The sequence below is a fragment of the Lysobacter sp. GQ73 genome (assembly GCF_059758755.1).
In genome coordinates, this window is record NZ_JCAXEE010000007.1 from 71,730 (window position 1) to 90,160 (window position 18,431).

19 protein-coding genes and 1 tRNA gene are annotated in these 18,431 nt (G+C 69.2%); 11 read left to right on the forward strand and 9 right to left on the reverse strand.

The genetic code is table 11. The features are described from left to right. Positions 1–72 precede the first annotated feature (72 nt). Entirely contained in the window at positions 73–339 is a 267-nt protein-coding gene (locus AC6CH2_RS18285) for a hypothetical protein (RefSeq protein ID WP_498270439.1), read from the forward strand. A gap of 64 nt (positions 340–403) precedes the next feature. Here the strand turns inward: AC6CH2_RS18285 and AC6CH2_RS18290 are convergent, their stop codons facing one another. The 3 genes from AC6CH2_RS18290 to AC6CH2_RS18300 all read right to left on the reverse strand — a co-directional run bounded on the left by AC6CH2_RS18290 (position 404) and on the right by AC6CH2_RS18300 (position 1,900). Further along, entirely contained in the window at positions 404–661 is a 258-nt protein-coding gene (locus AC6CH2_RS18290; protein ID WP_498270440.1) for a hypothetical protein, read from the reverse strand. A 337-nt stretch (positions 662–998) separates the two neighbouring features. Then, positions 999–1,514 carry a putative immunity protein gene (locus AC6CH2_RS18295; RefSeq protein ID WP_498270441.1) on the reverse strand — a complete coding sequence of 172 codons (516 nt, stop codon included), beginning with the start codon at positions 1,512–1,514 and terminating at the stop codon, positions 999–1,001. 293 nt (positions 1,515–1,807) lie between these two features. Further along, positions 1,808–1,900 (reverse strand) — tRNA-Ser (locus AC6CH2_RS18300). 245 nt (positions 1,901–2,145) lie between these two features. On the opposite strand from AC6CH2_RS18300, the gene dnaX reads away from it, so the two are divergent. From dnaX to AC6CH2_RS18325, 5 genes are all read left to right on the forward strand, one after another. Continuing rightward, positions 2,146–4,311: a DNA polymerase III subunit gamma/tau gene (dnaX, locus tag AC6CH2_RS18305; RefSeq protein ID WP_498270442.1), complete on the forward strand. Its 2,166-nt coding sequence runs from the start codon at positions 2,146–2,148 to the stop codon at positions 4,309–4,311. 110 nt (positions 4,312–4,421) lie between these two features. Further along, the gene (locus AC6CH2_RS18310) at positions 4,422–4,742 is read left to right on the forward strand and encodes a YbaB/EbfC family nucleoid-associated protein (protein WP_031373708.1); all 321 of its coding nucleotides are present in this window, start codon (positions 4,422–4,424) and stop codon (positions 4,740–4,742) included. A gap of 15 nt (positions 4,743–4,757) precedes the next feature. Further along, entirely contained in the window at positions 4,758–4,991 is a 234-nt protein-coding gene (locus AC6CH2_RS18315) for a hypothetical protein (protein WP_498270443.1), read from the forward strand. Between the two features lie 54 nt (positions 4,992–5,045). After that, positions 5,046–5,645: a recombination mediator RecR gene (recR, locus tag AC6CH2_RS18320; protein WP_435396160.1), complete on the forward strand. Its 600-nt coding sequence runs from the start codon at positions 5,046–5,048 to the stop codon at positions 5,643–5,645. Positions 5,646–5,822: 177 nt separating this feature from the next. Further along, positions 5,823–6,176, forward strand: coding sequence for a histidine triad nucleotide-binding protein (locus AC6CH2_RS18325; RefSeq protein WP_498270444.1), 354 nt, complete (start codon positions 5,823–5,825; stop codon positions 6,174–6,176). A 110-nt stretch (positions 6,177–6,286) separates the two neighbouring features. Here AC6CH2_RS18325 and AC6CH2_RS18330 read toward each other — a convergent pair whose 3' ends face one another. The 4 genes from AC6CH2_RS18330 to AC6CH2_RS18345 all read right to left on the reverse strand — a co-directional run bounded on the left by AC6CH2_RS18330 (position 6,287) and on the right by AC6CH2_RS18345 (position 10,764). After that, positions 6,287–6,772 carry a Slp family lipoprotein gene (locus AC6CH2_RS18330; protein WP_435396162.1) on the reverse strand — a complete coding sequence of 162 codons (486 nt, stop codon included), beginning with the start codon at positions 6,770–6,772 and terminating at the stop codon, positions 6,287–6,289. Beyond that, entirely contained in the window at positions 6,769–8,772 is a 2,004-nt protein-coding gene (locus tag AC6CH2_RS18335; RefSeq protein WP_498270445.1) for a transglutaminase TgpA family protein, read from the reverse strand. Before AC6CH2_RS18335 ends, AC6CH2_RS18330 begins: the two co-directional genes overlap by 4 nt. Continuing rightward, entirely contained in the window at positions 8,765–9,697 is a 933-nt protein-coding gene (locus AC6CH2_RS18340) for a DUF58 domain-containing protein (RefSeq protein WP_498270584.1), read from the reverse strand. The genes AC6CH2_RS18335 and AC6CH2_RS18340 overlap by 8 nt, the downstream gene beginning before the upstream one ends. Positions 9,698–9,789: 92 nt before the next feature. After that, on the reverse strand, positions 9,790–10,764 hold the full coding sequence (locus AC6CH2_RS18345; RefSeq protein ID WP_435396164.1) for an AAA family ATPase: 975 nt from the start codon (positions 10,762–10,764) through the stop codon (positions 9,790–9,792). Positions 10,765–11,074: 310 nt separating this feature from the next. Here AC6CH2_RS18345 and AC6CH2_RS18350 point away from each other — a divergent pair, with 310 nt between their 5' ends. Continuing rightward, on the forward strand, positions 11,075–12,925 hold the full coding sequence (locus AC6CH2_RS18350; RefSeq protein ID WP_498270446.1) for an ArnT family glycosyltransferase: 1,851 nt from the start codon (positions 11,075–11,077) through the stop codon (positions 12,923–12,925). A gap of 79 nt (positions 12,926–13,004) precedes the next feature. Here the strand turns inward: AC6CH2_RS18350 and AC6CH2_RS18355 are convergent, their stop codons facing one another. Together AC6CH2_RS18355 and AC6CH2_RS18360 are read right to left on the reverse strand one after the other, a co-directional pair. After that, positions 13,005–13,583: a Maf family protein gene (locus tag AC6CH2_RS18355; RefSeq protein WP_498270447.1), complete on the reverse strand. Its 579-nt coding sequence runs from the start codon at positions 13,581–13,583 to the stop codon at positions 13,005–13,007. A gap of 81 nt (positions 13,584–13,664) precedes the next feature. Further along, a complete protein-coding gene (locus tag AC6CH2_RS18360) occupies positions 13,665–14,027 on the reverse strand; it encodes a hypothetical protein (protein ID WP_498270448.1) in 363 nt (120 codons plus the stop codon). A gap of 126 nt (positions 14,028–14,153) precedes the next feature. Here AC6CH2_RS18360 and AC6CH2_RS18365 point away from each other — a divergent pair, with 126 nt between their 5' ends. The 4 genes from AC6CH2_RS18365 to fabD all read left to right on the forward strand — a co-directional run bounded on the left by AC6CH2_RS18365 (position 14,154) and on the right by fabD (position 18,354). Next, positions 14,154–14,675, forward strand: coding sequence for a YceD family protein (locus AC6CH2_RS18365; RefSeq protein ID WP_435396168.1), 522 nt, complete (start codon positions 14,154–14,156; stop codon positions 14,673–14,675). A gap of 131 nt (positions 14,676–14,806) precedes the next feature. Continuing rightward, on the forward strand, positions 14,807–15,001 hold the full coding sequence (gene rpmF / locus AC6CH2_RS18370) for a 50S ribosomal protein L32 (protein ID WP_031373696.1): 195 nt from the start codon (positions 14,807–14,809) through the stop codon (positions 14,999–15,001). A gap of 251 nt (positions 15,002–15,252) precedes the next feature. Next, positions 15,253–16,233: a beta-ketoacyl-ACP synthase III gene (locus tag AC6CH2_RS18375; RefSeq protein ID WP_435396169.1), complete on the forward strand. Its 981-nt coding sequence runs from the start codon at positions 15,253–15,255 to the stop codon at positions 16,231–16,233. Between the two features lie 1,179 nt (positions 16,234–17,412). Continuing rightward, positions 17,413–18,354, forward strand: a complete 942-nt coding sequence (fabD, locus tag AC6CH2_RS18380) for an ACP S-malonyltransferase (RefSeq protein WP_498270449.1) — start codon at positions 17,413–17,415, stop codon at positions 18,352–18,354. Positions 18,355–18,431 lie beyond the last annotated feature (77 nt).

Sequence of the window (18,431 nt, forward strand, 5' to 3'; positions counted from 1 at the left end):
GCGATTGGGTGTGGTTTTACTTGCGAGTGAACGAAGTCGGCTGTCCGATGAGCTGGTGTCGGAGCGCAAGTGATGAGTAAGTCCCATATGGCAGGATGGTTGCTTATCGCAACCTGCTTCGCGTTGGCGCTTTATTTATCGCTCCGCTCGGTAGCTGCCCTAGATAAGGGCTATTCGTGGAACGACATGGATTGGAATCGGGACGGCAGCACGAGCCTCTCCGAGTTCCTATCGGCCGGCGATGTCGGCGTGAGGCAAGCCAAACGCGACGATCGCGACTGCAAAGAGTATTTTTCTTACAAGGACGGCTTGCCGATCAAGACGGTTTGCCTGGACTAGTTATGGTTTCACGATCCCCATTGCGGACCGGGCGCCCGCGCAAACCTTGTGTCTCGATTCGTCTTCAACGCCGTAATTCGGTATCGAGCTCATTCAAAAGCTCGCCGAAGCGACCGCGGTCTTGAATCGGGGACGGCAGGCGTCGCAGGACGCTGCGTACCGCGGGCGATGCGAGGTTCGCCGCCCAGCGCAGTCGTTCGTTGCCGACATCCGTGTCGTTCCCTGCTTCGAGTTCGAGGGCGAGCGCTTGATGGACCGCCGCGTCGAGCACGTGTTTGACCTGGTGCGGCGTAGCAAGGGGATGCAGATAAGCCGCGGCCAACAAAAACCGGGTCAGAGCACCTTCCGTCTAGCCCCTGTCGGAAGCCACTCTGACCCGGTTCGCAGTGCCCGACATTTGTAAAATTAATGATTGACGATGGTTGGAACTGGGCAGCACGAGCCTCTCTGAGTTCCTATCGGCCGGCGATGTCGGCGTGAGGCAAGCCAAACGCGACGATCGCGACTGCAAAGAGTATTTTTCTTACAAGGACGGCTTGCCGATCAAGACGGTTTGCCTGGACTAGTTATGGTTTCACGATCCCCATTGCGGACCGGGCGCCCGCGCAAACCTTGTGTCTCGATTCGTCTTCAACGCCGTAATTCGGTATCGAGCTCATTCAAAAGCTCGCCGAAGCGACCGCGATCTTGAATCGGGGACGGCAGGCGTCGCAGGACGCTGCGTACCGCGGGCGATGCGAGGTTCGCCGCCCAGCGCAGTCGTTCGTTGCCGACATCCGTGTCGTTCCCTGCTTCGAGTTCGAGGGCGAGCGCTTGATGGACCGCCGCGTCGAGCACGTGTTTGACCTGGTGCGGCGTAGCAAGGGGATGCAGATAAGCCGCGGCTGCGGAGTGGCTGGCGGCGTGGGCGGCGTTGGCTGCAGCCGCGTGCTTGGTTTCGCGAGCGGCGGCATAGGCGGCACAGGCGCACGTGCGCACGTGCGCAAGGTTGCGGTGCGCTTGTTGCCGGCGGCAAAGGCCTCCGCCTCGGCGATGGCGTCGCGCGGACGATGGTCGTTCGGGCAGGCGGCCTCGAAGATCGGCAGCACGCGCCTGGCGCGGGTCGCTGCGAACAGCGCGACCTGCCTGAGCTCGTCTTCGTGAAGCGGTATTTCGACTTTGCCTTTGTCGCTCATCGAGAGTGCTCCTGTCGCGTGCCGGTGCGAATGGCGCCGAGTCTTGCCGGTCAAGCCTGAAGTACATCCCGGGTTTGGATACGCCAAGGGCGCGGCACCCGGTGCCCGGAACTGGGTAGCGAGCCGCTGCTTACACGACGTCCAAAGGCAAGCTCCACGTCGTAGCGCGCTCGAGCACCGACGCGCATGCCTCGCCGATCCGGCATAGCTCCGTGCTCCCGCCGGCCGGCGCCGACTCTGCCGGTACCCAAAACAAAACAGCCCCTGACGTCGTCAGGGGCTGTTCGTATATCTGGCGGAGAGAGGGGGATTCGAACCCCCGAAGCGCGGTTTAGACGCTTACACACTTTCCAGGCGTGCTCCTTCAACCACTCGGACACCTCTCCGGGATCTGTGCGGGCGCTGTCGCGGGCCGTGCAGAGCCGGGAATTCTAGCCGCGGCGGGGCCCGGTAACAAGCCGACGCCGCGGGAGCCGGCGCGGCAGGGGCCAGGAAGCTCGGGGACGGGGGTGGGGCGTGGCACAATGTGGAGGTTCGTTCACGCTTCGCCCGCGGCTTCCGTCGCGAGCGCCCGGACGGCGTCGTGCGCACCGCGTCCGGCCCGTCAGAACGCCTTATCGCAAAGGATCCGATGTCGTATCTCGTCCTCGCCCGCAAGTGGCGCCCGAAGCGTTTCGCCGAGCTGGTCGGGCAGGAACACGTGGTGCGCGCGCTGACCAACGCGCTCGGCACCGGGCGCGTGCATCACGCCTTCTTGTTCACCGGTACCCGCGGCGTCGGCAAGACCACGATCGCGCGCATCTTCGCCAAGTCGCTGAACTGCGAGCGCGGCACTTCCTCGGACCCCTGCGGCGAGTGCAACGCCTGCCTGGACATCGACGCCGGCCGCTATATCGACCTGCTCGAGATCGACGCCGCCAGCAACACCGGTGTCGACGACGTGCGCGAGGTGATCGACAACGCCCAGTACATGCCGAGCCGCGGACGGGTCAAGGTCTACCTGATCGACGAAGTCCACATGCTGTCTAAGTCGGCGTTCAACGCGCTGCTGAAGACGCTCGAGGAGCCGCCGGGGCACGTCAAGTTCCTGCTCGCCACCACCGACCCGCAGAAGCTGCCGGTGACGGTGCTGTCGCGCTGTCTGCAGTTCAACCTCAAGCGCCTGGACGAGCAGCAGATCTCCGGGCAGATGACCCGGATCCTCGCCGCCGAGGGCATCCCGGTCGACGAGGCCGCGATCCGCCAGCTCAGCAAGGCCGCCGACGGCAGCCTGCGCGACGGCCTGTCGTTGCTCGACCAGGCCATCGCCTACAGCGGCGCCGGCACCGATGCGCGCCTGGAAGGGACGGCGGTCGCGGCGATGCTGGGCACGGTCGATCGGACCCGGGTCGGTGCGGTCCTGGCCGCCCTGGCCGACGGCGACGGCCAGCGCCTGCTCGACGAGGTCGCGACCCTGGCCGAGTTCTCGCCGGACTGGGGCGGGGTGCTGGAAACCCTCGGCGATGCCCTGCACCGGATTCAGGTGCGCCAACTGGTGCCCGAGGCTGCGGTCGAGGCCGACGGCGTCGATATCGACACCCTGGCCGGGCAACTGCGGCCCGAGGTGGTGCAGCTGTGGTACCAGATGAGCGTCAACGGCCGACGCGACCTGCCGCTGGCGCCGAGCCCGCGCGCGGGTTTCGAGATGAGCGTGCTGCGCATGCTGGCGTTCCGTCCGGCCACGGCCGGTGGCGACGGCGGCCCGGCGCCGTCGTCGGGCGGGCGCAGCGCCAGTGCCGCGGCCCAGGCCGCGGCGGCGATGCGCGAGATGGGCGGTGGCCGCCAGGCCGCGCCGAGCTTCGAATCGGGCAAGGCACCGGCCCCGGAAGCGCCGGTGCAGGCCGCCAGGCCGCGCCCGAATCCGGCGCTCGAATCCGCAGCAGCGCCGGTGGCGAAGCCGGAACCCATGCCGGTCGCGGCCGCGCCGTCCGAACCGGCGCCGCGCATGACGCAAGCCGCGGCGAAGCCTGCGGTGGATACCGAGCCGCAGACCCGGGCCCCGCTGACCTGGCCGGACGAAGAGCTTGCACCGAAGCCGAACCTTCACCGCGCGGCGGAGCGGACCGAAGCGCCGGTCCGGGCTGCGCCTGTCGAACGCGCGGCCGCACCTGAAAGCGTCGAGCCACGCCCGCAGGCAGCCGCTGCGATGCCGCCCCAGGCCGCGGCCGAACCGGTGCGCGAAACGGCGCTTCTATCGCCCGATCCGGGGCCGAGCCTGTTCGGCAGCCCCGGCCCGGACAGCGAACCGCTGCTTGCCGCACCGCGCGTTGAGCCCGTCTCCGTGCCTGCCGCGCCTGCTGCCGCGCCGGCGCGGCCGTCCGAGCCGATCACGATGCCGGCCCGCGCCGCCTCGCCGTCGGGCGGTATCGCCGACGACGACGCCTGGCACGCGCTGGTCGATGCCAGCGGCTTGCGCGGCCCGGCCCGGATCCTCGCCGAGCACGCCAGTTTCGTGGCATACGGCGACGGGGTGCTGACCCTGTCGCTGCCGGCCGACGACGACCATCTGCGCGCACCGGCGTTGATCAAGATGGTCGCCGACGCCCTGGCCACGCGCCTGGGCGCCGCGCCGCAGATCCGTTTCGAAGCGGCCTCGGCGGCCGGCGAGTCGCTGCACGCGCGCAACCTGCGCGCCCGCGACGAGCGCCAGGCCATGGCCGAGGAACGCTTCATGAACGATCCCGACGTGCGCCGTCTGATCGAGATCCACGGCGCCAAGGTGGTGCCCGATTCGATCCGCCCCTACGACGAGGCCTGACCGCAGCCCTTGCGCCGCGCCGTTCGCGGCCCAACTAAACCAGCGACGACAAGGCCGCGCCAGACCGCAGCCCGACGCACCGATCACTTCACGACCACGAGGCAGACCCCATGCGCGGCAACATCGCCCAACTCATGCAACAGGCGCAGAAGATGCAGGAAAACGTGCAGCGCGCCCAGGAAGAATTGGCCAAGATCGAAGTCACCGGCAGCGCCGGCGGCGGCATGGTCAGCGTCACCCTGACCGGCCGCATGGATTGCCGCAAGGTGCGCATCGACCCGAGCGTGCTCGCCGACCAGGAAATGGTCGAGGACCTGATCGCCGCGGCGTTCAACGATGCGGTCAACAAGATCAACAGCGAGTCGCAGGCGAAGATGTCGGCCGCGACCGCCGGCATGCCGATGCCGCCGGGCATGAAGTTGCCGTTCTGAGGGCTGTCTGAACTCATGAACCTGCACATCGGCATTACCGCCGCGGTGGTCGCCGCGGCGCTGCTCGGGCTGGATCTGTACGCGACCTGGACGGTCTGGCGCGAGCCCGACCTGACCGGCCTGCAGAAAGGCCTGCAGTCGGCGCTGGTCTGGCTGGTCCCGCTGCTCGGCGCGATCGTCTGCCTGAACGTCGTGCGCGCGATGAATCGCGAGCCGATGGCGCGCAGCAGTTTCCCCACCGCCGACTAGCCGGCGAACCGAAGCGATCACGATGACGACCGTCCGCTGCGTTGCGATGCCGGCATGAGCAGCCGCCTGCTCGAACAACTGATCGATGCGTTCCGGGTATTGCCGGGCGTCGGCCAGAAATCGGCCCAGCGCATGGCCTACCACGTGCTCGAACGCGAGCGCAGCGGCGGCCAGCGCTTGTCGGACGCGCTCGCCGAGGCGATCGAGAAGATCGGCCATTGCGTGCGCTGCCGCGACTTCAGCGAGACCGAAGTCTGCGCGACCTGCGCCAGCGGTTCGCGCGATGCGCACCTGCTGTGCGCGGTCGAATCGCCGGCCGACCGGCTGGCGATCGAACAGGCCACCGGTTATCGCGGCCTGTACTTCATCCTGCAGGGGCGGCTCAGCCCGCTCGACGGCATCGGCCCGCGCGAACTCGGCCTGGACATCCTGGCCAAGCGCCTGGCCGAGGGCGAGGTGCAGGAACTCATCATCGCCACCAACCCGACCGTCGAAGGCGAGGCGACCGCGCACTATCTCGCCCAACTCGCGCGCCAGCACCAGGTGCGGCCGAGCCGGCTCGCCCACGGCGTGCCGCTCGGCGGCGAACTGGAATACGTCGATCGCGGCACGCTCTCGCATGCGTTCGGCAGTCGGAGCGAGGTGCCGCAGTAGGGGCGGGACTCTCGGGGTTCGGGATTGGGGACTCGGGACTCGGTGAAGCGAAGCCGTGCGATCTGGACGGTTCGACGGTTGCCGAGCTGATTAAGACTGGGTGGGAAACGTGGCGTGTGTGGTTTCAGTGGGGTGCCGCGGTACGATTCGCGACTCCCCAATCTCGAAGCCCGGCCCATGACCGACACCACCATCTTCGGCAAGATCATCCGTCGCGAGATTCCCGCCGACATCGTCTACGAAGACGACGACCTGATCGCGTTCCGCGATATCGCGCCGCAGGCGCCGGTGCACGTGCTGTTCGTGCCGAAGACGCCGATCGCCACGCTCAACGACCTGCAGGCCGACCAGGCCGTGATCGTCGGCCGCCTCGCTCACGCCGCCGCCGCGTTCGCGCAGCGCGAGGGTTTCGCCGAGGACGGCTATCGGCTGGTCATGAACTGCAACGGCGACGGCGGCCAGACCGTGTTCCAGATCCACCTCCACCTGCTCGCCGGCGCCCAGCTCGGCCGCTTCGGCACCCCGCGCTGAGCGGTGCCTTTACGCATCACCAGGGCGCGTTCCCAGGCCACGAAACGAATGAAGGCGCCCGAGGGGCGCCTTCATTCGTTACCGCGATCGCGGGAGGAGCCCGCGAGGCCTTACCACCAACCCCACCACGGCCACGGCGCCGGACGTTCGATCACGTCGACGCGCTCGCGCACCGGCCACAGGTAAACCACGTCGGCATCGAGCTTCGGGAAGCGGTAGTCATATTCGCCGATGCGGCGCGACTCGTAACCGGAGATGCGGCCGGTGAAGGTCACTTCGCGGTTGCGCTCGAACAGGGCCGGGTCGTAGAAACCGGCGCGGCAGGCGATGAAGCGGCCGCCGGTGTCGTCGGTGGCCCAGTACGGCCGGCCGGAATCGCCGAGCCGGGTCGAGATCATCTCGAAACAGGTGCGGTTGGCCTGCGGTTCGACGTTGACGATGCGGCCGCCCCAGCGCACTACCGCGCCGGTGCTGTCCTGGGCCGCGGCATCGGACGGGGTCAGGGCCGTGAATGCCCCCTGCAGGGGTTTGGGCTGCGAGGCGCAGGCGCTGATCAGCGCGACGCCGGCAGCGAGTAAGGCAAGTCGGAGCTTCATCGACGTTCTCCAGTGGGGCCGGGGCGGTGTGCGCGTAGCGCCCGGACCAGTTCGTTGCGCAGTTCTCGGGCCTCGCGCCGCCCAGGTTGGCCACCAGCGTACCGCCAATCGCTGAAATGTTGGCTGAGCCGGAGCAGGCTTTCGCCCAGATCCGGCCGGGCCTTGGCCACACGTTCAGCCCAGGCCAGGGCCGGCTCGTGCGGTTCGCGCGCCAGGCCGAGGCGGCGATAGCGGCGCGACAGGCGGTGCCAGGCGCGCAGGACCGGGTCGCGCTCGCGTTCGCCGCGGCTGCTGAGCCAGACCATCCACAGCAGGGTGACGCTGGCGAACAGCACGAACAGGGCGATCAGCCGGCCGCTGTCGAGGTGGTCGACGCCGAGGGGCTGCAGCATGCGCTGCTGGCGGCTGGCGTCGAAACCGAGCACGAAATCGTTCCAGCCGCGGCGCAGCCAGTCGCTGAGGTTGAACAGCGGGGTCGCCCCGGCGATGCCGCCGAACAGCCCGCCGGCGCCGGGGCGGCGGTCGGCGAGGGTGTCGTAGATGCGTTCGGGCGCGACCGCGGCGGTCGGGTCCACCCGCACCCAGCCGCGCCCCTGCAGCCAGACCTCGGCCCAGGCATGGGCATCGGAGCGGCGTACCAGCCAGTAATTGCCGACCGGGTTGAAGTAGCCGCCGGCGTAGCCGGTGACCACCCGCGCCGGAATGCCGGCCGCGCGCATCAGCACCACGAACGAGGAACTGAAGTGTTCGCAGAACCCGGCCTTGTGGTCGAACAGGAACTCGTCGACCGAATGCCGGCCGAGCAAAGGCGTGGCCAGGGTGTAGACGAACTCGCGGCGGATCATCGCCAGGGCGCGGTCGACGATGACCGCATCGTTGTGCCCGGCCTCGGCGCGCCAGCGGCGCGCCAGGGCGAGGGTGCGCGGGTTGTAACCGCTCGGCAGCGACAGCGCCGCGCGGCGCAGGGTTTCGCGCAATTGCGGCTCGTACGACGCCGGCGGCGCCGATTGCAGCCGCCAGCGACTTAGCGACGTCAGCGCGCGGTCGGCGTAGATGCCGTGATCGATCGACAGGCGCGAGCCGGGCGGCGCTTCGCGCGGCAGATCCAGCGAGACGAACTGGCGCGTATCGGTGGGTTCGACTTCGAGTTCGTAATCCCAATTGGTGCGGCCCGCGCGCATCGGCGCCGCCGGCAGCCCCTGGAACCAGCGCGGCTGGGTCCATTCGCGGCCGTCGAAATTCCACAGCACCGGCCCGCGCCAGTACATCTGCGAGGTCGGCGGCGCGGCGCCGCGAAAGCGTGCCCGCAGGGTCACGGTTTCGTCGTTCATCAGGTCGACCATTTCGCCCGGGCTCATCCGGTCCGACAGGCCGGGGCGGGCGAGGGCGCGCTCGGGCACGCCCCACAGCGGCGAGCTCAAGCGCGGGAACAACCAGAACACCGCGAGCGCCAGCGGCAGGCCGATCGCGACCAGGCGGCCGATCGCCAACAGCCGCTGCCAATGGGTTTGCGCCGGCTCGACCGCGCGCGAGGGCTGCGGCCGCGATTCGATTTCGGCCAGGCGTTGCAGGGTGGACAGGGCGAACATCGCCGCGGCCAGGCCCAGGGTCAGCGACAGCGGCCCCTGGTCGAGCAGGAAGGTCGCGAACGGCCCGAACAGGGCGAAGCCGATCAGGCTGCGCGCGTCGCGCAAGGTATGCGTTTCCGCGGGCTTCAGCGCGAACATCGCCGCGAGCAGGGCGCAGCCGGTGTCGCGGCCGAGGGCGAAGCCGGTCATCAGCAGCACGGTGCCGATCAGCGCCAACAGCAGCACCAGGCGCAGGGCGCTCGGCAAAGGGCGGCGCCACGACAACACACCGATGCCGATGCCTGCCGCGGCGATCACCATGGCGATCTGCGGCGGCAGTTGCAACAGCAGCGGCAGCAGGCAACTGGCGCCGGCGAGCAAGGCCCAGCGGCGGGTGGTCGGCTCGAGCGCCGGCGCGGCGGGCTTAGCCATGCGGCATCAGCGCCAAGGCGCGCAGGCAGGCGTGGCGATGCGCCGGGCCGGTGCCGGGACCGAGCGAGGGCTGGTTCGGCAGGCTCAGGCGATAACGGCAGCCGTCGCGTTCGGCCTCGTCGACCCAGCGCGCCAGGCGCGAGATCCGCGCCTCCTGGCCGAGGCCGGTCAGGCGATGCCATTCGAGCTCGACGTCGGCGCCGAGCGGTTGTTCGTATTCGCGCACCAGCAGGGTGTCGCGGCGCGCCGAATGCTTCCAGGCGATCGCCCGGCGCGCATCGCCGAAGCGGTAGGCGCGCAAGTGATGGACGTCGTCGCCGCTGGGGTGCAGCCGGGTCACCGCCTGGTCGCCGCCGCCGACCGGCAGCGGCGGGCCGTGCGCTTCCGGGGTCGGATAGACCAGTAACGGCGCTTCCGGCCAGACATGCGCCCAGGCGCGGGCCAGCCCGAGCGGCCGCGTGGTCGAGATGCGCAGGCGCGGCAGGTCGAGCCAACCGCGCCGCTCGGTGGCCACGCGCAGTTCGGCTTCGCCGGCGCCCTGGTCGAGATCGAGCACCGCGGCCGCGATGCCGAGCGCACCGTGGTCGTCGACGCGCAGGCCGCGGCGCACGCGATCGGGCGCGGCGCGCACATGCACGCGCACGGTCAGCGGCAGGCCGGCCGGCACCGGTTCGGCGTCGACCGCGACGATGCTCAGGCCCGCCAATTGCAGTTGCGCCGCGATCAGGCTGGCGAGCCCGGCGCCGCCGAGCAACAGGGCGAGCAGGAAGGCCGGGTTGTTGTTGTAGTTCAGCGCGCCCAGGGTCATGGTCGCGAGCAGAGCCCCGTAGAACAGGCCGAAACCGGTCGGCAGCACGTAGATGCGGCGGCGGTCGAAGCGCGTCGGCAGCGGTTCGGGCCGGCGCGGCCGGGTCAGCGACATCATTCGTGCGCGCAAGGCGGCCCAGCGCCGCGCAGCGGGCCGGGCCGGGCCGTGATCGAGATCGTCCTGCGCTTGCCTCGCCGCCATCGCCGCGTTCAATCCACCGCCACGGCGTAGAGGATGGACTTGGCGATATCGGGCGCGGCGTCGGCTTCGGCGACCAGGCGGTGCGAGGCGACCGCGGCGAACAGCGCCTGCACGTCCTCGGGCACGACGTGAGCGCGGCCCAGCAGCAGCGCGTAAGCGCGCGCGGCGCGCAGCAAGGCCAGGCCGGCGCGCGGCGACAGGCCGACGCGCACGCCGGGGTGCTTGCGGCTGCGCGCGAGCAGGGCCTGCACGTAATGGATCAGGCTCTCGCCGACGTAGACCGCGTCGACCGCGCGCCGGATCGCCAACACGTCGTCGGTGTTCAGTATCGGCCTGGTCTGGGCGATCAGGTTGCGGCGATCGGCGCCGGCGAGCAGGTCGCGTTCGGCGGCTTCGTCGGGATAGCCGAGCTGCAGGCGCAGCAGGAAGCGGTCGAGCTGCGAATCCGGCAGGGGATAGGTGCCCGACAGGTCGACCGGGTTCTGGGTGGCGATGACGAAGAACGGGTCGGGCAGCGGATGGGTGCGGCCGTCGACGGTGACCTGGTGTTCGGCCATCGCCTCGAGCAGCGCGCTTTGAGTGCGCGGCGGCGCGCGATTGATTTCGTCGGCGAGCAGGACCTGGGTGAACACCGGGCCGGGGTGGAACTGGAACTGGCGCGACTGCGGGTCGAACACCGACACGCCGACCACGTCGGCCGGCAACAGGTCGGAGGTGAACTGTACGCGCTGGAATTCCAGGCCGAGCGTCGCGGCCAGGGCATGCGCGAGCGTGGTCTTGCCGAGCCCGGGCAGATCCTCGATCAGCAGATGGCCGTCGGAGAGCAACGCGACGAAGGCCAGGCGCACCGCCTGCGCTTTGCCGAGCACCAGGGCATTGACCTGGGCCTGCGCTTGCTCGAGAGCCAGGCGCAGGGCATCGGTTAGGATGGTCGCGTTGTGGACCGCCGTCGTGCCTGCCGCTGTGATCTTGCCTGCCGTCATCGTGCATCCGTCCTGTGTCTGTAGCGTCGTGTCCGCCGCCGGCCTTCGCGGCCGCAGGCGTCGCACGAGCGCGGATCGCGCCGGAGTCGGCGCGGCGAGCGCGGTTCGCATCATCGCGTGCGAACCCCGTTTTTGCAGCAGCGGTCTCGAAAGCGTTCGGAGTATCTGGGATCGGCGTCAACAAACCGCGGCGAGCCGGTTCGGTTCGCCGCTTGCGGCCTGTAGCCGCATGTCGTGCGCGCGTCGCGAATGAACCGGCGACGCCGCCGTGTGTCCAACCCCGTCCAGAGTGTAGCGAGGTCGCGTGCCGATGCGGGATCAGGATGAAGCCCAGCCGATACGGCGCCTGTTCTGGGCGCTGTGGGCGGCGGTGCTGTTGCTCAAGCTCGGCGTGGCGGCGCGGTTGCCGCTGTTCGTCGACGAGGCGTTCTACTGGCAGGAAGGCCGGCATCTGGCCGCCGCCTATTCCGATCTGCCCGGCCTGACCGCGTGGCTGGCGCGGTTGGGCGTCGAACTCGGCGGCGACCGTCTGTGGGCGTTGCGCGCGCCGTTCCTGGCGATGTCGGCGTTGGTGCCATGGTTGCTCGCGCGGATCACCGCGCGCGAATTCGGCGAACGCCAAGGCTGGGTGGCCGGTTGTTTCGGTGTGTTGCTGCCGCTGTCGGGCAGCCTGGGCCTGCTGGCGCTGCCCGACGCGATGATGGCCCTGGCGACCTTGCTGTGCCTGGACGCCGGCGCGCGTCTGCTGCGCGAGGTCGATGCGCGGGCCGCGGTCGAGCTGGCCGCCGGCCTAGCCCTTGGGGCCTTGAGTCACTACCGTTTCATCGCGGTGATCGCGGTCGGCGGCGTGGTGCTGCTGTGCCTGCCCGAAGGCCGCCGCGCTCTGCGCGACGTGCGCGTGCTGATCGCCGCGGCGATCGGCGCCTCGGCCTGGGCACCGTTGGTCGCCTGGAACATGGACAACGCCGATGCCGGCCTGCGTTTCCAACTGGTGGACCGGCATCCCTGGTCGTTTCACGGCGAAGGCCTGTGGTTCCTCGCGATCCAGGCCTTGCTGGTCACGCCGCCGTTGTTGATCGCGCTGAGCGTCGCGGGCGCGCGCGGCGCGCGTGCGGCCTCGCCGATCGTGCGTTACTTCGCCTTGTTCGGCAGCCTGATCGTGCTGGGCTTCTTCGTGTTGGGCTTCTTCGCCGACACCGAGCGGGTGAGTTTCCACTGGCCCTTGCCCGGTTTCATGGCCTTGCTGCCGTTGCTGCCGGGCGTGCTGGCGCGTTGGCCGCAGTGGGCGCGGCGATTGACCGCGGCCACCGCCGGTGCTGGGCTGCTGGCGATACTCGGTTACTACCTGGTGGTATCGATGCCCAGCCTGCGCGCGCGCAGCGCCGGCGAGAAGTGGTATCCGTCGAACTTCGCCGGCTGGAACGAACTCGCCGACGCGGTGCGGCAACGCCAGCGCTCGATGCCGCCGGGCACGCGCATCGTCGCCGACAATTTCAAGGTCGGCGCCGAACTCGGCTTCGCGCTGGGCGATCCGCGTATTCCGGTGCTCGACCACCCGATCAACCACAAGCACGGGCGCGCGCCGCAGTTGCGGTTGTGGGGCCTGCAAAGCGCGGGGCGCGCCGACTGGGGCGCCACGCCGGTGCTGCTGGTGGTCGGCGCCACCGAGGTCGAATACAAGAACCTGTTGCGCCGTTATCACCGGCTGTGCGAGATGGCCGGGCCGTTGCCGCCGCCGCAGATGCTCAACATCGATCACGGCCGCCAGCGTTTCGCCTTGTTCGCCCTCGACGGCGCCGCGCGCGAAGGCGCGTGCACGACGCCGGCGATGGCCTGGCTGGACGCGCCGTCGCCGGGACGCAAGGTCGGCCGCGAGTTCGACGTCAGCGGTTGGGCGTTCAAGGACGGCGTCGGCCTGGCGCGCGTGGAGATCATGCTCGACGGCCGGGTCGTGGCCCAGGCGAGCTACGGCCGCGAATTGCCCGGTGTGCGCGAGTACTGGGACGGGTCGAACGATCCGCAGCATCCGCGGGTCGGGTTCGACGCCAGGGTCCGGCTGGATGCCGAACCGCCCGGCCGGCATTGGCTGGGCCTGCGCCTGCACGGGCGCGACGGCAGCGTCGAGGATTGGGCCGAGCAGCCGATCGAAGTGCGTTACTGAGCCGGCGCCGGTCTTTCGGGCGCCGGTCGTTCATCGCGGCCGGCGCGTTCGCGGATCGCGCCCGGCAAGCGCGGCGCCCTCAGGGCAGCCGATAGCCCGCTTCGCGCAACAGCCGCGCGGTGGCGATCAGCGGCAGCCCTATGAGTGCGGTCGGGTCCTGCGATTCGATCGCCTCGAACAGGGCGATGCCGAGGCCTTCGGACTTGAAGCTGCCGGCGCAGTCGTAGGGTTGCTCGGCGTCGACGTAGCGCCCGATCTCCTCCGCGCTCAGTTCGCGGAAGCGCACCGTAGTCACATCGAGCGCGGTTTTCGGCGCCTCGCCGTGGCGCAGCAGGCACAACCCGGTCAGGAAGCGCACTTCGCGGCCGGACATCGCCCGGAGCTGGGCGAGGGCGCCGTCGCGACCGCCCGGCTTGCCGATCGGGCGGCCGTCGAACTCGGCGACCTGGTCCGAGCCGATCACCCAGGCCCCGGGCTGCAAGGCGGCGACCGCGGCGGCCTTGGCGACCGCGAGGCGGCCGGCCAGGGCGAGCGGGGTCTCGCCGGGCTGCGGGGTCTCGTCGGTCTCGGGACGGGCGCAGTCGAAGCTCAGGCCGAGCCGGGTCAGCAATTCGCGACGATAGACGGAGGTGGAGGCCAGGATCAGTGGCGGCGACATCGGAGGACCCGGGGAAGGAAGGGAACGGTCGGATTGGGGCGGGCAGCCTCGGGCTTAGGCCGCAGCAATGAATCGCCCTGTTCAGGCCTGCGACGCGCGCGCCTGTTCGATCTGGTTCAGCTGTTGCTCGATCCGGCTGCGGGCCTCGTCGATCGAGGCCCTGACCTCGGCCAACTGGGCGACGCTGGCCTGGCGGCCGTGGTCGCGCAGCCACAGGCGCTGGCGCAGCATCTCGCGCATCGCGGCGGCGACCGGGTCGCGGCCCTCGTCGCCCGCGACCGCCTCGATTTCGGCCCGGGCCAGGCGCAGCCTGGCTTCCAGGGCGTCGGCGGCGTCCAGCAGCTCGCGTACCGCGCGCTCGCGCCGGGACGGGAAATAGCGCAGGCCCAGCGAAACCGCCAGGGCCGCCAGTGCGGCCAGGCTCAGCAGCAGGAGGGTGGTCAAGGTCGGGCTCGGCGCACGGGCGGGGCCGGCAGTCTGCACGCCCGGGCCGGCCGACGGCAAATCCCTGCGCCGGCCTGGGCTTACGGTTTGACAGCAGGGGGCTCGGTCTCTAACATTCCGCGGCTTATGTCAGCCGATGTGCCATCTGGGCGGGTGCCCGAAGTTCTGGATGCCTGGCGCCTGGTGGCGGCACGGCGCGGCGTGGAAGGTCGTTTGCCGTTGTCGGCGCTGACCCGGTTGCAGGGCAGCCTGCTCGATACCGAGGGCGAAGTCCGGTTTTCCCTGGATTTCGACACCGACGAACTGCAGGTGCCGTACGTCGAGCTGAAGATCGACACGCAGTTGCCGCTGTTGTGCCAGCGCACCCTGGAGCGTTTCCTGCTGCCGGTGCAGATGGTCCAACGGCTCGGCCTGATCCGCGAAGAGGCGGACGAAGCCGCGCTGCCGCCCGGCTACGAGCCGCTGCTGATGCCCGAAGACGGCATGTTGCGCGCCTCCGAGCTGGTCGAGGACGAGCTGATCCTCGCCGTGCCGGTGGTGCCGATCGCGCCCGGCAGCGAGTCGGTCGAGCGCGACTGGCCGGCCCCGCAGGAAGAGCTCGACAGCGCGAACCCGTTTGCCTCGCTGTCGGCGCTGAAAAAGAATTGAGCAAGACCCGGCTTCACCATTAGCACCACGATTCAGATCCACTCCGACCTGCAGGCGAATCGCAAGCCGCTCCTGCTAATCGGGCTGACGCTATCCACCTCAGGTTTCCACCGCTTTTCCGGAGCAAGACCATGGCTGTCCAGAAGTCCCGCGTTTCCCCGTCCCGCCGCGGCCAGCGCCGCGCCCACGACGCGCTGACCAGCAAGCAGCTGGCCACCGACCCGACCACCGGCGAGACCCACATCCGCCACCACGTCACCGCCGACGGCTACTACCGCGGCAAGAAGGTGATCGAGACCAAGACCCGCATCGCCGACGAAGAATAATCTCCGTCCGCATGCTGCGCCGCGCGCCTGGATGAAGGCGCGCGCTGCCGCGGGCGGCACGCCGGCGGACATCGCGCTATCGTTCTACCGCCAGCCCGTGCTGGCGGTCCTTGCTTCTGGGAGGCGCATCGCTTCCAAGAAGCATCGCTTCTAAGAAGCAGCTTCCGGCGGCCTGCGTTCCATGACGCTATCGCGGCGTTCGGAGCGTCATCGGTCCTCCGGTACGTATACGGCAACGCCGCGGAGTGGTGATGACAGATCGGATTTACGCCCGCATCGCGGGTACCGGCAGCTACCTGCCGGAAAAGGTGCTGACCAACCAGGACCTGGCCAAGCAGGTCGACACCAGCGACGAATGGATCGTCAGCCGCACCGGCATCCGCGAGCGGCATATCGCCGCCGAAGGCGAGACGACCTGCGACCTGGCCTACCACGCCTCGGTGCGCGCGCTCGAAGCCGCCGGCGTGTCGGCCCAGGAGATCGACCTGATCGTGGTCGGCACGACCACGCCGGATCTCATCTTCCCGTCCACCGCCTGCCTGTTGCAGCACCGTCTCGGCGCCAACGGCTGCGCGGCGTTCGACGTCAATGCCGCTTGCTCGGGTTTCGTTTACGCGCTCACCATCGCCGACAAGTTCGTGCAGTCGGGCGCGGCCAAGACCGTGCTGGTGGTCGGCTCGGAAACTCTGACCCGCATGCTCGACTGGAACGACCGCGCGACCTGCGTGTTGTTCGGCGACGGCGCCGGCGCGGTGGTGCTCAAGGCCGACCGCGAGACCGGCATCCTCAGCACCCACATGCACGCCGATGGCGGCAAGAAGGAGCTGCTGTGGAACCCGGTGGGCGTTTCGGTCGGCTTCAAGCCCGAAGAGCACAACGCCGGGGTCAAGGTGCTGATGACCGGCAACGAAGTGTTCAAGTACGCGGTCAAGGCGCTGGACTCGGTGGTCGAGGAGACCCTCGAAGCCAACGGCCTGGATCGCCACGAAATCGATTGGCTGATCCCGCACCAGGCCAACCTGCGCATCATCGAAGCCACGGCCAAGCGCCTGGACATGCCGATGGATCGAGTGATCGTGACCGTCGACCGTCACGGCAACACCTCCTCGGGTTCGGTGCCGCTGGCGCTCGACGAAGCGGTGCGTTCGGGCAAGGTGCAGCGCGGTCAACTGCTGCTGCTCGAAGCCTTCGGCGGCGGTTTCACCTGGGGCTCGGCGCTGCTGCGCTACTGAGCCTTCGGCGCTTCCGCGTCTACAAGGCCGGCCACGACGTTGTCGTAGGCCGGCCTTCGTGTTTCCGGGGTCGGGTTTTCGTAATTCCCCGCACCGCAGGCGCGGTGTGCCGCGACCGCGCAGTCGCGAGTTGGCGCGGCAATTTCGATGCCGTCGCGTTGGCCGATGCCGATGGCGTCGCCTTTGCCGTGCGCAGATACGCACTAGCGAAGGCGGCAGAGGACTCAAGGTCCTGAACGATGCGCCGTGAGCCCGTCGCGGCGATGTCGCGGCTTGCGCCGCTCCTACCCCTGGCGAAAGCGCGCCGCTTCTACGGACGACGACGGCCTCGTCATCTCTGCGCGTCCCGCGGTCGCGACTCACGTCGCTCCTACAGGGGCGGCGGCCCCGCGCTTCAAGGGGGGGCGGTGCGGCGGTCCGATGCTGGATTTGGCCGTGCGCCGCATCGCACTCGCGAAGGCAACGGAAGACCCAAAGGGCGGCGCGCAGGGATGCGCGCCGTTTTTCATCGGGACAGGGATGTCCCGTATGAAAAATCCCTGCGCATGCGCCGCTCGCGCGGGCCTGTGATCCAAAACAAAGCATTTTTCTTTGGTTACCTTTCTTTTGTTGCTTATGACAAAAGAAAGTAACCCGCCGCTTTAGTGGCGGAAGCTTTGGGTTTGATCTTGATCTTGCTGGATAGCGACGCCGCAAGACCGTTGCGACGATGTCGCGGCTTGCGCCGCTCCTACCCCTGGCGAAAGCGCGCCGCTTCTACGAACGACGATAGCCTCGTCATCTCTGCGCATCCCGCGGTCGCGACTCACGTCGCTCTTACAAAAGCCAAGTCCGCACGCAGGCCTGCAACGCAATGCAACGCGCGAATCCCACCTGGAGGAGCGGCGTAAGTCGCGACAGCAAGCCCCGATCTCCCGCCGATGCCGACAGCAATCCGTCAGGGGTAGGAGCGACGCAAGCCGCGACCGCGCGCCTCAATCTCGCGCCGACACCAACGGCAGCCCGTCAGGTGGCAGGAGCGACGCAATTCGCAATCGGGCAGGCCACCTCCGTGTGGCGCCGCCGCGTCCTCGTGGATCGCACCCTCCTGCGACGCGATGTGACGCCGTACCGCCGAGTACAGACGATCCCGACGGTTCGCCCGTATCATTCCGCATCCTTACCGATCCGGCAGCACGCGTGACCGATCAGCAACTTTCTTTCGTCTTCCCGGGCCAGGGCTCGCAATCGCTCGGCATGCTCGCCGAGTTGTCGGAACTGCATGCGCAGGTCCGCGAGACCTTCGCCGAGGCCAGCGAGGGCGCCGACGTCGACCTTTGGGCGATGAGCCAGGCCGGCCCGGAGGAGATGCTCAACCGCACCGAATACACCCAGCCGGCGCTGTTGGCCGCGGGCGTGGCGGTGTGGCGGGTATGGCAGGCGCAGGGCGGGGCGCAGCCGGCGGTACTGGCCGGGCACAGCCTCGGCGAATACAGCGCGCTGGTCGCCGCCGGCGCCCTGTCGCTGCGCGACGGCGCTCACCTGGTGCGTCTGCGCGGGCAGTTCATGCAGGACGCCGCACCCGCCGGCACCGGTGCGATGGCCGCGGTGCTCGGGGCCGAAGACGCTTTGATCGAAGAGATCTGCGCGGCGGTGTCGGGCGCCCAGGTCGTGGTGCCGGCCAATTACAACTCGCCGGGTCAGATCGTCATCGGCGGTCACGCCGACGCGGTCGACAAGGCGCTCACGCGCCTGGCCGAAGCCGGCGTTCGCAAGGCGGTCAAGCTCGCGGTCAGTGTGCCTTCGCATACGCCGCTGATGCGCGAGGCCGCCAATCGCCTCGCCGAGGCGATGACCGGCATTCAATGGCAGGCGCCGTCGCTGCCGGTGGTGCAGAACGTCGATGCGCAGGTCCACGAAGGCATCGATGCGATCCGCGACGCCCTGGTGCAGCAGCTCTACCTGCCGGTGCGTTGGACCGGTTGCGTGCAGGCGCTGGCCGCGCGCGGCGTGGCCCGCATCGCCGAATGCGGACCCGGCAAGGTCCTGACCGGCCTGGTCAAGCGCATCGACAAGTCCCTCGACGGCCGCGCGATCGGCACCCCGGCGGATTTCGCGACCGCCCTGGCGGACTGGCGCTGAGCCCGGATCGCGTCCCGGCTGTCACCGATTCGCGCTACTCAAGCCCGACCCCAGCCTGTAGGCTTGGCCGCGCAAAA

Coding starts and splice junctions, on each gene's coding strand:
- AC6CH2_RS18285 (WP_498270439.1), top strand. CDS start 73: ATGAGTAAGTCCCATATGGCAGGATGGTTGCTTATCGCAACCTGCTTC.
- AC6CH2_RS18295 (WP_498270441.1), bottom strand. CDS start 1,514: ATGAGCGACAAAGGCAAAGTCGAAATACCGCTTCACGAAGACGAGCTC.
- dnaX (WP_498270442.1), top strand. CDS start 2,146: ATGTCGTATCTCGTCCTCGCCCGCAAGTGGCGCCCGAAGCGTTTCGCC.
- AC6CH2_RS18310 (WP_031373708.1), top strand. CDS start 4,422: ATGCGCGGCAACATCGCCCAACTCATGCAACAGGCGCAGAAGATGCAG.
- AC6CH2_RS18315 (WP_498270443.1), top strand. CDS start 4,758: ATGAACCTGCACATCGGCATTACCGCCGCGGTGGTCGCCGCGGCGCTG.
- recR (WP_435396160.1), top strand. CDS start 5,046: ATGAGCAGCCGCCTGCTCGAACAACTGATCGATGCGTTCCGGGTATTG.
- AC6CH2_RS18325 (WP_498270444.1), top strand. CDS start 5,823: ATGACCGACACCACCATCTTCGGCAAGATCATCCGTCGCGAGATTCCC.
- AC6CH2_RS18330 (WP_435396162.1), bottom strand. CDS start 6,772: ATGAAGCTCCGACTTGCCTTACTCGCTGCCGGCGTCGCGCTGATCAGC.
- AC6CH2_RS18335 (WP_498270445.1), bottom strand. CDS start 8,772: ATGGCTAAGCCCGCCGCGCCGGCGCTCGAGCCGACCACCCGCCGCTGG.
- AC6CH2_RS18340 (WP_498270584.1), bottom strand. CDS start 9,697: ATGATGTCGCTGACCCGGCCGCGCCGGCCCGAACCGCTGCCGACGCGC.
- AC6CH2_RS18345 (WP_435396164.1), bottom strand. CDS start 10,764: ATGACGGCAGGCAAGATCACAGCGGCAGGCACGACGGCGGTCCACAAC.
- AC6CH2_RS18350 (WP_498270446.1), top strand. CDS start 11,075: ATGCGGGATCAGGATGAAGCCCAGCCGATACGGCGCCTGTTCTGGGCG.
- AC6CH2_RS18355 (WP_498270447.1), bottom strand. CDS start 13,583: ATGTCGCCGCCACTGATCCTGGCCTCCACCTCCGTCTATCGTCGCGAA.
- AC6CH2_RS18365 (WP_435396168.1), top strand. CDS start 14,154: ATGTCAGCCGATGTGCCATCTGGGCGGGTGCCCGAAGTTCTGGATGCC.
- rpmF (WP_031373696.1), top strand. CDS start 14,807: ATGGCTGTCCAGAAGTCCCGCGTTTCCCCGTCCCGCCGCGGCCAGCGC.
- AC6CH2_RS18375 (WP_435396169.1), top strand. CDS start 15,253: ATGACAGATCGGATTTACGCCCGCATCGCGGGTACCGGCAGCTACCTG.